Below are 13,001 nucleotides of genomic sequence, written 5' to 3'. Positions count from 1 at the left end.
GCTAGATCTTAGGTTTGTCCTCGGCGCCGATCAGCAGCCGCACGGCCAGGTCGAGTCGCTTGCTGACGTCGGTGGCAGAGGCCCGCCGGGTCAGCCACGCCAGCAGGTTGGACAGCCACACGTCCGAGATGACCCGGGCGATGTGGTACTGGTCCTCGGTCGGCTCACCGTCGCTCATGGCCCGGGCGAACATCGAGTCCATCAGTTTGCCGACGTGGTCGACCTCGCCCGCGGCGGATGCGTCGGCGAAGACAAAGGCCCGCGTCATCGCCTCGGTGAGCAGCGGGTTGCGCTGCATGGCCCGGTTCAGCTTGCCGACCATGAAGCTCAGCCGCTGATAGGGGGTGCCGCCGGCGAGTGCGGCGCGGTCGGTCTTGGCGTCGATGCGCTCGAACTCCCGGCCGAGGGCGGACACCAGGAGGTGGACCTTGGAAGGGAAGTAGCGGTAGAGCGTGCCGACGGCGACATCGGCGCGCTCGGCCACGGCGCGCATCTGGACGGCCTCGTAGCCGCCTTTGGAGGCGATGGCCAGGGTCGCGTCCAGGATGCGCTTGCGGCGCTCCCGCTGTGCTTCGGAGCCGAGTTCGGATTCGGCGAGGACTGCCACGTTCAGAACCTCACGCGGTCGGGTGTCCGACCCGGACGATTCGCTGCCTGCCTGCTGTGGTGCGCTGGACATGCGGTGTGTGGCCCCCTCTCGTCGCGTACCTCATCGAAAACGATACGCACGGCGATCTCCTTCTACGCACCTCCGCGCCGGTAAACACACGGACGTGTCCTGCTGTGATGCGGGTCGACTTGACGGTCGAACACTGTCACCATTAGAACACGTTCTAGTGGGAAGCACGGACTTCTCGCTTTAGGGGCTAGGAGGTCCACCATGTCCGGCGCGTCTGCGACGATCACCGACGAGCAGTTTGCCGCCCGTGACCTGGTAAGGAGCTGGGCCGGTGCAACCGATACCGCCGCGGCGGTCCGGTCCGGCGAACATGATGCCGATGCATGGCGCAGGCCGTTTCAGGGTCTCGCCGAACTAGGGATCTTCAGCGTTGCCGTTCCGGAGGAGCAGGGCGGGGCCGGCGGCACGGTCGAGGACCTGTGCGCGATGGTCGACGAAGCCGCTGCCGCGCTGGTGCCCGGTCCCGTGGCCACCACGGCCCTGGCCACCCTGATCGTGACCGACGAGGCCGTGCTGCAGGCCCTGGTGTCGGGTGAGCGCACCGCCGGTGCGGCGCTGAATGCGGACCTGACGCTGTCCGGCGACAAGGTTTCCGGCACCGCCGAGTACGTCCTGGGCGCCGACGCCGCCGGGGTGCTCCTGCTGCCTGCCGGGGACCGCGTGGTTCTGGTCGACGCGAGCGCCGCCGGGGTGACTGTCGAACTGCTCACCGCCACCGACTTCTCGCTGCCACTGGCCCGGGTCGTGCTCGATTCGGCCCCCGCACAGGTGCTCGAGGTCTCGCGGCAGCGGTTCGAGGACATCACCGCGACCGTGCTGGCAGCCGAGGCCGCCGGGCTGGCGCGCTGGACCCTGCAGACCGCCACCGAGTACGCCAAGGTGCGCGAGCAGTTCGGCAAGCCGATCGGCAGCTTCCAGGCGGTCAAGCACATGTGTGCCGAGATGCTGCTGCGCTCCGAGCAGATTTCGGTTTCGGCGGCCGACGCGGCGCGCGCGGTGTCCGAATCCGATGACTCGCAGCTGTCGGTCGCCGCGGCGGTCGCGGCCGCCGCGGGCATCGACGCCGCCGAGGTCAACGCCAAGGACTGCATCCAGGTGCTCGGCGGTATCGGCATCACCTGGGAGCACGAGGCGCATCTGTATCTGCGTCGCGCATATGGGATTTCGCATGCACTCGGTGGCAGGCGCCGGTGGATCCGCCGGGTCTCCGCACTGACTCAGCAAGGTGTGCGGCGTGAGCTGCGCATCGATCTGGAGTCGGTGGCGGGTCTGCGCCCGGAGATCAGTGCCGCGGTCGCCGAGGTGGCCGCGCTGCCGGCGGAGAAGCGCCAGGTGGCCCTCGCCGAGTCCGGGCTGCTGGCTCCGCACTGGCCACGTCCCTACGGCCGCAACGCATCTCCGGCCGAACAGCTGCTGATCGATCAGGAGCTCGCCGCGGCCGAGGTGGAGCGCCCGGATCTGGTGATCGGCTGGTGGGCGGTGCCGACCATCCTGGAGCACGGCAGCCCCGAGCAGATCGACCAGTTCGTGCCGGCGACCCTGCGTGGTGACCTGGCCTGGTGCCAGCTGTTCTCGGAGCCGGGCGCCGGCTCCGATCTCGCCGCCCTGCGCATGAAAGCTGTTCGCGCGGAAGGCCCGAACGGTGAGCCGGGCTGGAAGCTGACCGGCCAGAAGGTGTGGACCTCGGCGGCGCAGAAGGCGCACTGGGGCGTGTGCCTGGCGCGTACCGACGCCGATGCCCCGAAGCACAAGGGCATCACCTACTTCCTGATCGACATGAAGACGCCGGGCATCGTGATCCGCCCGCTGCGCGAGATCACCGGTGACGAGCTGTTCAACGAGGTCTTCTTCGACGACGTGTTCGTGTCCGACGAGATGGTGGTGGGCACCGTCAACGACGGCTGGCGGCTGGCCCGCACCACGCTGGCCAACGAGCGGGTGGCGATGGCCGGCGGGACTGCGCTGGGCAATCCGATGGAGGAACTGCTCCGCACCCTCGGCGCGAAGCCTGACGTGGACCCGGCCGATCTGGACCGCCTCGGCGGGTTGATCCTGACGGCTCAGGTGGGCTCACTGCTGGATCAGCGGATCGCCCAGCTGGCGGTCAGCGGTCAGGACACCGGCGCGCAGGCCAGCGCCCGCAAGCTGATCGGTGTGCGCTACCGCCAGACGCTGGCGGAGTTCCGGCTGGAACTGTCCGACGGCGGCGGTGTGGTGCGCAACCGCGAGGTGCACGACTTCCTCAACACGCGCTGCCTGACGATTGCCGGTGGCACCGAGCAGATCCTGCTGACCGTTGCCGGTGAGCGGTTGCTCGGCCTGCCGCGCTAGGACCACCTCCGCGAGCAGACGCGCAGGTACCCGTGAAGTGTCATTTTCGGGTACCGACGCGTCTGCTCGCGCGGGTTAGTGACCCCGTAGGTACCCCGCCAGCATCGCGACGATGCCGTCCTCGAGTTGTTCGGCATCGGCGGGCTTCTCGCAGGCCAGCAGCCGGTGTGTCAGCGACTCGACGGTCGCGACCACCATGCGTGCCGCGAATGCGGTATCGGCCACCGCCACGTCGGAGCGGCTGTCCAGCAAGGCTTTTGCCGCGCTGACGGCGTCCTCTTCGGTGTGGTGCAGCCGGTTCAGCAGGCCCGGCGATCGAGGAGCCTCTTCGAACAGCACGCGGTGCAGGCGGGTGTCGTCGCGGTGGTTGTCGATGGTCGCCCGGACGAACAGCCGAAGCAGGTCTTCGAGTGACTCGGGCAGGCCTTCGGCCGTGCGCTCGCGCAGCAGCGCCGCACCGGCGTCGACATGTGCGTCGGTGAGCGCCGACAGGATCGCGTCCTTGTTCGGGAAGTACTGATACAGCGAGCCGATCGACAGATCCGCTGCTTCGGCGATGCGGTTGGTGGTGCCCGCGGCGTACCCGTACTCGGCGAAAATGCGAGCCGCCGCGTCGAGGATGGCCTGCCGGGTTTCGACGGCGCGTTGCTGTCTGGGCTGCTTACGGGCCCGGAATCGGTCGGTCGGGGTCATCGTCGCCTCCGCGCGAAAAGCGAGTAGTCAGCCGCTGCGCGACTCTCGAAAATTGGTGACATGCAGCGCATCCACGTTGAAACGATTCTGCCCGCCGACACCGAACGGGTGTGGCAGGCCATGCAGCAGGTCCCGACATTTCTCTACGTCTGCCGCGGTCTGTTCGGCGTGCCGGCCCTGGCCGGCCGTACCGAACCGTTCCAGGCCGGAGACCGGGGCACCGGTTGGCTGTTCGCCTTTCACCTGATCCCGGCCTACCGGCACACCATCGAGGTTCTCGAGGTCGACGACGGCACCCGCACGATCCGCACCCACGAGTACGGCGGGGTGCTGCGCTCGTGGGACCACACCCTGCACGCCGAACCGGTCACCGATCAGTCGTGCCGGTACAGCGACACCGTCGAGATCGACGCCGGCCGACTCACTTCCGTGGTGGTGATGCTTGCCCGCGGGATCTACGCCTACCGGCACCGCCGGTGGCGCAAGCTCGTGGACAGGCACATGTCAGAAGCCGGTCTGGGTGCAGGCGGTCGGCGTGGTCAGGTTGACCCCTCCGAAGACCACCTGGATCACTGAACAGATGATGAACTGGTCCTTCGTGTTGGGCTGGCCGGTCCGCCACTCGGTGGGGGTCGACACACCCTCGATGCGGAACCGTTCGAGCGGTCCGCCGCCGAAGTAGGTCGCCGAGATCTCGACCTTGTTGACCGATCGGTACAGCTTCGACAGCACGTTGTCGTGGTTGGAGCCCTTGATCTCCCTGGGCATCCCGGCCGGCGCGCTGTAGGAGGCCTCCTGCCAGGTGTCCTTGTTCGTGCTGCGCAGCGTGATGGTCTGCCGCGCCCACGCGTCACCCGGGAAACCGATGGGGCCGTCCGGCGTGAGCAGGTTGGCCTGAGTGTTGAACGTGCACTGGGTGCCCGCGCAGTCGGCGTTGACGTGCATCTCGATCGTGCCCTGGGGGCTCGGGATCGAGGTGACGGCCGAGTTCGCGGCCGCAGTGGCCGACGCGGGGAACGTCAGCGCCGCCGAGGTCAGCACTGCTGCCGCGCTCGCTGCGAAGAGCCTGTTGATCGTCATCGTCAAGAAAGGTATCCGCTCGTTACTCGTCGTAGGTGACTTCGACCGAATCCGACACGGGCGTGGCCTGGCAACCCAGGATCAGGCCTTCGTCGAGATCGGAGGGTTCGAGCACGTCGTTGATCTTCATCTCGACGTCTCCGGACTTCTTGAGCACCGCGCATGCGCCGCAATGGCCTTCGCGGCAGGAGAACGGTGCGTCCAGGCCCTTGTCCAGCAGGACGTCGAGCAGCGTGGCCGAGCGCGGCCAGCGGACCTCGTGGGTGGTGCCGTCCAGGGTGACGATCGCGGTGGCCGGGCCCTGGTCGCTGTCGTCTTCTTCGATGACGACGGCGGCGAACGGGTCCGAGTCCAGCGACTTGAACACCTCGATGTGGATGCGCTCGTCGGCGGCACCGGCCTGCTGCAGCGCCTGCTCGGCCGCTGCCATGAACGGTCCGGGTCCGCAGATGAAGGCCTCGCGTGCGGCGTAGGGCGCGACGAGCCCGGCCAGGGCGGCGGGGCTGGGCAGCCCCTGTACGGTCTCCAGCCAATGCACGACGGTGAACCGGTCGGGGTACTTGGCGGCCAGCTCGCGCAGGGTCGCGCCGAAGATGACCGAGTTCTCGTCGCGGTTGGCGTAGACGAGGACGACGTTGCCGCTGCCCTCGGCGAGCGCGGACTTGCAGATCGCCATCATCGGGGTGATACCGCTGCCGGCGGCCAGCAGCAGGAAATCGGTGTCGAGATTCTTGGGCACGAACGTCCCGGACGGGGCCAGCACGTGCATCCGCATCCCGGCGTGTGCGTTGTCGCACAGCCAGTTTGACGCGTAGCCGTCGACGGTCCGCTTGACGGTGACGGTCAGCTGATCGTCGGTCACCGGCGAGCTGGACAGTGAGTAGCAACGGGCGACCGAGCCGGTGCGATCGCTCGGTACCCGCAGGGTCAGGAACTGTCCCGGGGCGTAGCGCAACCGGTCGGCAGGGATGTTCGAACCCTCGGGTACGGCGAACACCAGGGACCGCGCGTCAGCCGTCTCCTCGATGACCGCACTCACCTGCAGTTCGAGGACATGGCTGCCCAGTGGCTCATCAGTCACAGCTGGACCCTTTCTTCGCTCATAACTAGAACATGTTACAAAAACGTACTTGCCCTGGTCCAGCCCACCATTGCAAGGCGCTACTCGACACAAATCGTAACGTGTTCTAATCTCTGTCTAGGCGGTCAGCTCGCGCTTATCGCAGTCCGAATCTTGGGAGGCATTTCCGTGACATCCATTGAACAGCGTGACGTGCAGGCGGTTCTGGCCGGCATCGATGAACTGCTGCCGACGCTGCGTGAGCGCGCTCAGGAGACCGAGGATCTGCGCAAGCTGCCCGATGCGAACGTGAAGGCGCTGGAAGACATCGGTTTCTTCAAGCTGCTGCAGCCCGAACAGTGGGGTGGCCTGCAGTGCGACCCGACCGTCTTCTACGAGGCGGTCCGGCGGCTGGCCAGCGCCTGCGGTTCCACCGGCTGGGTGGCCGGCATCATCGGCGTGCACAACTGGCACCTGGCCCTGTTCGATCAGCAGGCTCAGGAAGATGTCTGGGGCGAGGACACCGCGGTTCGGATCTCCTCCTCCTACGCCCCGATGGGTGCCGGCGTGGTGACCGAGACCGGTGACGGCTACATCGTCAACGGCTCCTGGAACTGGTCCTCGGGTTGCGACCACGCCACCTGGGCGTTCCTGGGTGGCCCGGTCATCAAGGACGGCCGGCCGGTCGACTTCGGCAGCTTCCTGATCCCGATCAGCGACTACAAGATCGACGACGTCTGGAACGTGGTCGGTCTGCGCGGCACCGGCAGCAACACCGTCGTGGTCAAGGACGCGTTCGTGCCCAAGCACCGCTTCCTGTCCTACAAGGCGATGAACGACGGCACCGCCGGCGGCTATGAGACCAACACCGCTCCCGTGTACAAGATGCCGTGGGGCACAATCCATCCCACCACCATCTCCACCCCGATCGTGGGCATGGCCTACGGCGCCTACGACGCGCACGTCGAGCACCAGGGCAAGCGTGTCCGTGCGGCATTCGCCGGCGAGAAGGCCAAGGACGATCCGTTCGCCAAGATCCGGATCGCCGAGGCGGCCAGCGACATCGACGCCGCCTGGCGTCAGCTGTCCGGCAACGTCGCCGAAGAGTACGCGCTGCTGGTCGCCGGCGAGGAGATCCCGTTCGAGCTGCGCGCCCGCGCCCGTCGCGATCAGGTGCGCGCCACCGGCCGGTCGATCGCCTCGATCGACCGCCTCTTCGAGGCTTCGGGTGCCACCGCGCTGTCCAATGACGCTCCGGTGCAGCGGTTCTGGCGTGATGCGCACGCCGGCCGCGTGCACGCCGCCAACGATCCCGAGCGTGCCTACCTGATCTTCGGCAACAACGAGTTCGGCCTGCCCCCGGCCGACACGATGGTCTGATACATGACCGCGACGCAGGAGATCACTTTCGAATCCACCTCCCGGTACGCCCAGGTCAGAGATGACATGCGGCTGCATTACCACGAGGCGGGCGATCCGAACGCGCAGACCATCGTGCTGCTTCACGGCGGTGGCCCCGGCGCATCGAGCTGGTCGAACTTTGGCCGCAACATCGCGGTGTTGGCCGAGCACTACCACGTGCTCGCGGTCGACCAGCCCGGCTACGGGCACTCCGACAAGCACACCGAGCACGAGCAGTACAACCGCTACAGCGCCAAGGCGCTGCTCGGGCTGTTCGACCACCTCGGTTTGCAGGGCCGGATCCCGCTGCTGGGCAACTCGCTCGGCGGCGGCACCGCGGTCCGCTTCGCGCTGGACTACCCGGACCGGGCGGGCAAGCTCATCCTGATGGGCCCCGGCGGGCTCAGCGTCAACCTGTTCGCGCCGGACCCGACCGAGGGTGTCAAGGCGCTCGCCAAGTTCAATTTCGAACCGACGCGCGAGAACCTCGAAGCCTTCATCCGGATCATGGTGTTCGACCAGAAGCTGGTCACCCCCGAGCTGGTCGACGAGCGGTTCGCGATCGCGAGCACGCCGGAGTCGCTGGCCGCCACCCGGGCGATGGGTAAGTCGTTCGCCGGTGCGGACTTCGAGCTCGGAATGATGTGGCGCGACGTGTACAAGCTGCGCCAGCCGGTGCTGTTGATCTGGGGCCGTGAGGACCGGGTCAACCCGCTCGACGGCGCACTGGTCGCGGTCAAGCAGATTCCGCGGGTGCAACTGCACGTCTTCGGGCAGTGTGGACACTGGGCTCAGGTCGAGAAGTTCGACGAGTTCAACAAGCTCACCATCGATTTCCTGGGAGGCTGACCGTGAGCATCAAGGCACTCGGCTACATGCGCATCGAGGCCACCGACGTGGCGGCATGGCGCCAGTTCGGTGTGAAAGTGCTCGGCATGGTTGAGGGCGAGGGGTCCATCCCGGACGCGCTCTACCTGCGGATGGACGATTTCGCTGCTCGCCTGGTGATCGTGCCCGGCGACCAGGACCGGCTGTTGGTCTCCGGCTGGGAGGTTGCCGACGCTCCTGCGCTGCAGATCCTGCGCGAGAGCCTGTCCAAGGCCGGCGTCGATTTCGTCGAGGGCAGCAGGGACGAGATCCGCGAACGCCGGGTCGAGGGCTTCATCCGGTTCTCCGATCCGGCAGGCAACGTCCTGGAGGCGTTCTACGGTGCGCAGTACCTGGGCCGCCGGTTCGTCAGCCCTTACGGCCACAAGTTCGTCACCGAAGAGCAGGGCCTCGGGCACGTGGTGCTGACCTGCAACGACGATGCCGCAGCGCAGGCGTTCTACCAGGACGTGCTGGGCTTCAGGCTCCGCGACTCGATGCAGCTGCCCCCGCAGCTCGCGGGTCGCCCGGCCGACGGTGATCCGGTCTGGCTGCGTTTCTACGGTTGCAACCCGCGCCACCACGCGCTGGCCTTCATGCCGATGCCCAACCCGACCGGCATCGTGCACCTGATGGTCGAGGTGGAGAACTCCGACGACGTCGGCCTGTGCCTGGATCGCGCCAACCGCCGGAACGTCAAGATGTCGGCGACTCTGGGCCGGCACATCAACGACAAGATGCTGTCCTTCTACATGAAGACCCCGGGTGGGTTCGACATGGAATTCGGTTGTGAGGGACTCGAAGTCGAGGACGAGAGCTGGATCGCCCGGGAGAGTGTCGGGATCAGTCTCTGGGGCCACGACTTCTCCGTGGGCTTCAAGTGATGACACAGGCTCAGCCGCTCGACCCGCGCACGTTCCGGAATGTGCTCGGCCAGTTCTGCACCGGCGTCACGGTCATCACGACCTTTCACGATGACGTGCCGATCGGCTTTGCCTGCCAATCGTTTGCCGCCCTGTCGCTCGACCCGCCGCTGGTGTTGTTCTGCCCCACCAAGCAGTCGCGGGCCTGGCAGGCCATCGAGGCCAGCGGGAAGTTCTGCGTCAACATGCTGCACGAGAAGCAGCAGCATGTGTCCGCGCAGTTCGGCTCCAAGGCGCCGGACAAGTTCGCCGGGATCGACTGGACGCCATCGGAACTCGGCTCTCCGGTGATCGACGGCAGCCTCGCCCACATCGACTGCAATGTGCACTCCGTGCACGACGGCGGCGACCACTTCGTGGTGTTCGGTGCGGTGCACTCGTTGTCCGAGGTTCCCAAACGCAAGCCCCGGCCGCTGCTGTTCTACCGCGGCGAGTACACCGGGATCGAGCCGGACAAGAACACCCCGGCGCAGTGGCGTGACGATCTGGATGCGTTCCTCACCGCTACTACGTCGGACACCTGGCTCTAACTTTTCATCGTTGACACGGACTGGGCCCCCTCCCGCGGAGGGGGCCCAGTCCGTGTTTCAGCACATATTTACGCCGCGGGAAGTCAGGGTAGGCATACCTATTGATATTTAGGGAACGCTAAGCTAATTTTTGGTCGTTCCACAGTCAATTATCAGCTTTCAGGAGATTTCGTGCCCCTTCCCGCCCTCTCCTCCGGCGCCGCCCCTGCGGTGAGCCGGAAGGATCGGTTCCTCATCGCCGGCGTCGCAATGGTCAGTGCCGGCGCCATCGCGGTGACCCCAGTTGCCCAGAACTCGACGATTGTTCAGCAGGCCAAGACCCTCGCCTACGACCTGACGGCGACGATGGATGCCACCGCGTCCCCGGTCGACGTCTACGGGACGCTGTTCAGCAACACCTTCAGCAACCTCGAGCTGCTGGGCTCCGCGATCGCAGCCAACCCGGCACCGTTGCTGAACCAGGTGCTGGAGAACCAGCTGGGCTACGCGGGCAAGTTCGGCGCGGCGTTCGAGGCCATCCCCACCAACCTGCAGAACTGGTACAACGGCCCCAACGGGCAGGCACGGTTGGCGCAGGCGCAGGCCGCACTCGAGGCCGGAGACATCGGCGAGGCGTACCGGTGGTTCAACCACTCCATGCTGTACGCGTTCCAGGGCGCCTTCGGTTCGCTGATCGCTCCCGGGTTCATCCTCTCGGGCATTCCGCGCGGCGGAACTGAGTACCTGGCCGGCATCCCCGAGCAGATCGCGCAGAACGTCACGAACCTGATCGCTGCCACCTTCACCTCGAGTGTCGTCGTCAGCGCCGTGTTCCAGGGTGCCTTCGCAACGGTCAGCGGTCCGGTGTTCGAGCTCGCGCGCGTTGCCGAGGCGATCAGCACCACCGTGGCCGCCGGCGATATCCAGGGAGCCTTCAACGCCGTCGTCAACACGCCGGGGATCCTCGTCAACGCGGCGCTCAACGGATTCAAGTACTCCGACCCCGACCCCGAGACGGGCACCGGCGGCTACACCGAGTGGCCGGCCCTGCTCACCTGGGCCGAGCCCGGCGAGCAGGGAGGCGCCCGGGTGGTCGCGGGTCTGCTGCAGAACCTGCTGGTGAACATCCCCAAGACCCTCGCCAATGCCATCGACAACACCCCGGAGGTCGCTCCGACGGCGGTGCCGACGAGCGTCTCCGCTCAGCTGGTCTCCTCGGTTACGCCCAAGGCGGCACTGACCGAGTCGGTCGTCGAGTCGGTCAAGGAAGCGGCCCCGGCCGTCGAGGCGCCCAAGGCTGAGAGCCCGGCCGTCGAGTCCCCGAAGGTCGAGACCCCGGCTGTCGAGGCAGTGAAGGTCGAGACGCCGGCGGCCAGTGCCGTTCCGGCAGTGACGGAAGAGGCTGCCGCCGAGGCGGTCACGGCGCCGGTGACGACCAAGTCGGTCACCGCCGATACCAAGGCCACGGGCAAGACCAAGGTCACGGACCGGATCAAGGCCAAGATCAGCGAAGCCAAGGAAGCCCGGCAGGCCAAGGCCAAGGAAGCCAAGGAAGCCAAGGCCAAGGCCAAGGAGACCAAGTCCACCGACTCCGGGAAGTCCAAGGTATCCAGCGACTCCAAGGGCTCCAGCGACTCCAAGGGAAGCTCGAGCTCCTCGTCCGAGTAGATAGCGCTGCGCGTAGCTGGGCCCCATCCGCAAGGGTGGGGCCCAGTTTCGTTGCAGGGCAGACAGAACTGGGCCCTCTCCTCGCGGAGAGGGCCCAGTTGTGCTGTGCCGTGATCAGGCGGCGGACTTGTGGCCCGCTGCCTTCTTGGCGTGCTTGCTCTCGCTCTTGGACGCGCTGCTCGAGTCCGATGCCGAGGTGGAGGCCGAGCTGTCACCGGCGTCCGACGAGACGGCCTTGCTCTTCGAGCCCTTGACCTTGTCGCTGAGCTTCTTGACGGCCGAGCTCAGCCGGTTTCCGCCGGGCTTGCCGTCGGTGCTCGACTCGGCCTTCGCGGGTTTGGCCTCTTCCGACTTGGTCTCCTCGGTCGCCGTCGTGGCAGCCGCATCGGTGGTGCTCGCAGCTGTCGCGTCCGCGGTGTCGGTGGCCGTGTCAGTCGCGGCCTTCGCCGTCAGTGCGGCCTTGGCGGTCTTCGCGGTGACGCCGGTCGAAGCGGCTGCGGCCTCGGCCGCGTCGGCGGCGTCGGTGCCGCTGCCGAGGTCGGTGACTGACGTCTTGACAGCCGCGGATGTCGTCGAATCACTCACCGGTGCAAGGGCATCCGTGACCACGGTGGCTCCGGTCGTGGAGGCCGTCGTGGCGGTCGAGTTGGTGATGGCGGCGGCGATCTTCTGCGGAATGGTGACCAGCAGCTGTGAGATCGGACCACCGCTGGCCCGGGTTCCCTTGGGGGAGAACAATCCCGACCACGCTTCGGTGGTGTCCGCGTCGTTGTAGTCGAAACCGTTCAGGAACGCGTTCGCGATGATGCCGGGTGCGTTGACCACCGCGGTGAGTGCGGCTTCCACGTCGCCGGACGAAATGGCCGCCGAGATGGCGTCGCTCACCCGCGACGTCTCGAATGCCGCGCCGCTGATCGGTGCGAAGGCGGACTGGAAAAGCCCGTACACGAGGGTGCCTGAGCTGGATACCGCGGTGACCGCATCCGCGAAGTTCTGTGCCATCTGCGGGGGAATCGTGAACAGGACGTTGAACACCGGCAGAACCGAGTTCTGCAGGGCGAACAGGAAGAACTTGTTGAAGTTGTCGTATGCGGTGTTGAAATCGCCCGCTTCGAGTGCGGTCTGGATGGCGGCTACGTAGACCTTGCCCGCGCTTCCTTCCCGGCCACCGTTCTCGTACCAGTTCTGCAGGGTGGTCGGGATGGCCTCGATGGCCGCACCGATCTGCTCGGCGTAGCCCTGCTGGTTCGCGGCGATCGTGCTGAGGACGGGGAACGGGTTCGCCGCGAGCTGTCCACCGAGGGTGCTGATGTTGGTGATGGTGTTGTTGAACAGCTCGCCGTAGACGTCCAGAGGCGAAGCGGTGGCGTCGGCCACGAGCTGGACCGCGCGGTGCTGGGCCTCGATCAGGGCGGGGCTGGTGGCGATCGGGTTGACGGCGATGACGCCGGCGCCCAGCGCCGCGATACCGCCGACGACGAACTTGTTCATCCGGCCGCCGCCCGACCACGGAAGTGCTTGTTGCACGAAGATCTCCTCTTTCGAATAAATACGCCGCCCCTACGGCGGCGGTCAGACGTTAGCTGAGACTTACCTAAGAAACAATAGGTATGGCTAACCACACTTAGGGCAGCTATATACCTGTGAACTTCCTGTGGGGTGACGGCCTCCGGCCAGCAATCTGCGCAGGTGGGGGCGGGTGTTCCCGGTGGTCGCCGGCTGCGATCGCGGTGCCCGGGTTGGCTATGAGCCACCTGAGAACGGGCTGAGAGGCAACCCATAACCGTGTT

The 13,001-nt window shown here is 66.6% G+C and carries 12 protein-coding genes; 7 read left to right on the top strand and 5 right to left on the bottom strand.

The window, feature by feature from the left end; translation table 11 throughout:
• Window position 1: 1 nt before the first annotated feature.
• Entirely contained in the window at window positions 2-679 is a 678-nt protein-coding gene (gene kstR / locus TX88_RS25575) for a cholesterol catabolism transcriptional regulator KstR (protein ID WP_029108285.1), read from the bottom strand.
• Between the two features lie 201 nt (window positions 680-880).
• Here kstR and TX88_RS25570 point away from each other — a divergent pair, with 201 nt between their 5' ends.
• Complete coding sequence (locus TX88_RS25570; RefSeq protein WP_044520789.1) at window positions 881-3,010, top strand: acyl-CoA dehydrogenase family protein; 2,130 nt, start codon at window positions 881-883, stop codon at window positions 3,008-3,010.
• Between the two features lie 75 nt (window positions 3,011-3,085).
• Here the strand turns inward: TX88_RS25570 and TX88_RS25565 are convergent, their stop codons facing one another.
• On the bottom strand, window positions 3,086-3,703 hold the full coding sequence (locus tag TX88_RS25565) for a TetR/AcrR family transcriptional regulator (protein ID WP_044520787.1): 618 nt from the start codon (window positions 3,701-3,703) through the stop codon (window positions 3,086-3,088).
• A gap of 60 nt (window positions 3,704-3,763) precedes the next feature.
• On the opposite strand from TX88_RS25565, the gene TX88_RS25560 reads away from it, so the two are divergent.
• A complete protein-coding gene (locus tag TX88_RS25560) occupies window positions 3,764-4,279 on the top strand; it encodes an Rv1443c family protein (RefSeq protein ID WP_044520786.1) in 516 nt (171 codons plus the stop codon).
• On the opposite strand, the gene TX88_RS25555 is transcribed toward TX88_RS25560, so the two are convergent.
• Together TX88_RS25555 and TX88_RS25550 are read right to left on the bottom strand one after the other, a co-directional pair.
• Entirely contained in the window at window positions 4,208-4,777 is a 570-nt protein-coding gene (locus TX88_RS25555) for a hypothetical protein (protein ID WP_044521984.1), read from the bottom strand. The two genes, TX88_RS25560 and TX88_RS25555, sit on opposite strands and share 72 nt — an antisense overlap.
• 28 nt (window positions 4,778-4,805) lie before the next feature.
• Window positions 4,806-5,864, bottom strand: a complete 1,059-nt coding sequence (locus TX88_RS25550; RefSeq protein ID WP_044520785.1) for a ferredoxin--NADP reductase — start codon at window positions 5,862-5,864, stop codon at window positions 4,806-4,808.
• 168 nt (window positions 5,865-6,032) lie between these two features.
• On the opposite strand from TX88_RS25550, the gene hsaA reads away from it, so the two are divergent.
• The 5 genes from hsaA (at window position 6,033) to TX88_RS25525 (ending at window position 11,211) form a co-directional block, all read left to right on the top strand.
• Window positions 6,033-7,223 (top strand): 3-hydroxy-9,10-secoandrosta-1,3,5(10)-triene-9,17-dione monooxygenase oxygenase subunit, encoded by a 1,191-nt coding sequence (gene hsaA, locus TX88_RS25545; protein WP_044520783.1) that lies wholly within the window; start codon window positions 6,033-6,035, stop codon window positions 7,221-7,223.
• Window positions 7,224-7,226: 3 nt separating this feature from the next.
• On the top strand, window positions 7,227-8,093 hold the full coding sequence (hsaD, locus tag TX88_RS25540; protein WP_044520782.1) for a 4,5:9,10-diseco-3-hydroxy-5,9,17-trioxoandrosta-1(10),2-diene-4-oate hydrolase: 867 nt from the start codon (window positions 7,227-7,229) through the stop codon (window positions 8,091-8,093).
• 26 nt (window positions 8,094-8,119) lie between these two features.
• Window positions 8,120-8,995, top strand: a complete 876-nt coding sequence (gene hsaC / locus TX88_RS25535; protein ID WP_110918198.1) for an iron-dependent extradiol dioxygenase HsaC — start codon at window positions 8,120-8,122, stop codon at window positions 8,993-8,995.
• Window positions 8,995-9,564 (top strand): 3-hydroxy-9,10-secoandrosta-1,3,5(10)-triene-9,17-dione monooxygenase reductase subunit, encoded by a 570-nt coding sequence (gene hsaB / locus TX88_RS25530; RefSeq protein WP_044521980.1) that lies wholly within the window; start codon window positions 8,995-8,997, stop codon window positions 9,562-9,564. The genes hsaC and hsaB overlap by 1 nt, the downstream gene beginning before the upstream one ends.
• Before the next feature lie 171 nt (window positions 9,565-9,735).
• Window positions 9,736-11,211 (top strand): hypothetical protein, encoded by a 1,476-nt coding sequence (locus TX88_RS25525; RefSeq protein ID WP_244438625.1) that lies wholly within the window; start codon window positions 9,736-9,738, stop codon window positions 11,209-11,211.
• 114 nt (window positions 11,212-11,325) lie between these two features.
• Here the strand turns inward: TX88_RS25525 and TX88_RS32930 are convergent, their stop codons facing one another.
• On the bottom strand, window positions 11,326-12,738 hold the full coding sequence (locus tag TX88_RS32930; RefSeq protein ID WP_162563210.1) for a hypothetical protein: 1,413 nt from the start codon (window positions 12,736-12,738) through the stop codon (window positions 11,326-11,328).
• Window positions 12,739-13,001: the final 263 nt, after the last annotated feature.

Origin of the sequence: Mycolicibacterium septicum DSM 44393, from assembly GCF_000455325.1 — a bacterium.
Classification (GTDB): domain Bacteria; phylum Actinomycetota; class Actinomycetes; order Mycobacteriales; family Mycobacteriaceae; genus Mycobacterium; species Mycobacterium septicum.
This window is presented reverse-complemented; position numbering and strand designations above follow the sequence as displayed.

Coding starts and splice junctions, on each gene's coding strand:
- hsaC (WP_110918198.1), top strand. CDS start 8,120: ATGCGCATCGAGGCCACCGACGTGGCGGCATGGCGCCAGTTCGGTGTG.
- TX88_RS25560 (WP_044520786.1), top strand. CDS start 3,764: ATGCAGCGCATCCACGTTGAAACGATTCTGCCCGCCGACACCGAACGG.
- TX88_RS25565 (WP_044520787.1), bottom strand. CDS start 3,703: ATGACCCCGACCGACCGATTCCGGGCCCGTAAGCAGCCCAGACAGCAA.
- TX88_RS25570 (WP_044520789.1), top strand. CDS start 881: ATGTCCGGCGCGTCTGCGACGATCACCGACGAGCAGTTTGCCGCCCGT.
- hsaD (WP_044520782.1), top strand. CDS start 7,227: ATGACCGCGACGCAGGAGATCACTTTCGAATCCACCTCCCGGTACGCC.
- kstR (WP_029108285.1), bottom strand. CDS start 679: ATGTCCAGCGCACCACAGCAGGCAGGCAGCGAATCGTCCGGGTCGGAC.
- hsaB (WP_044521980.1), top strand. CDS start 8,995: ATGACACAGGCTCAGCCGCTCGACCCGCGCACGTTCCGGAATGTGCTC.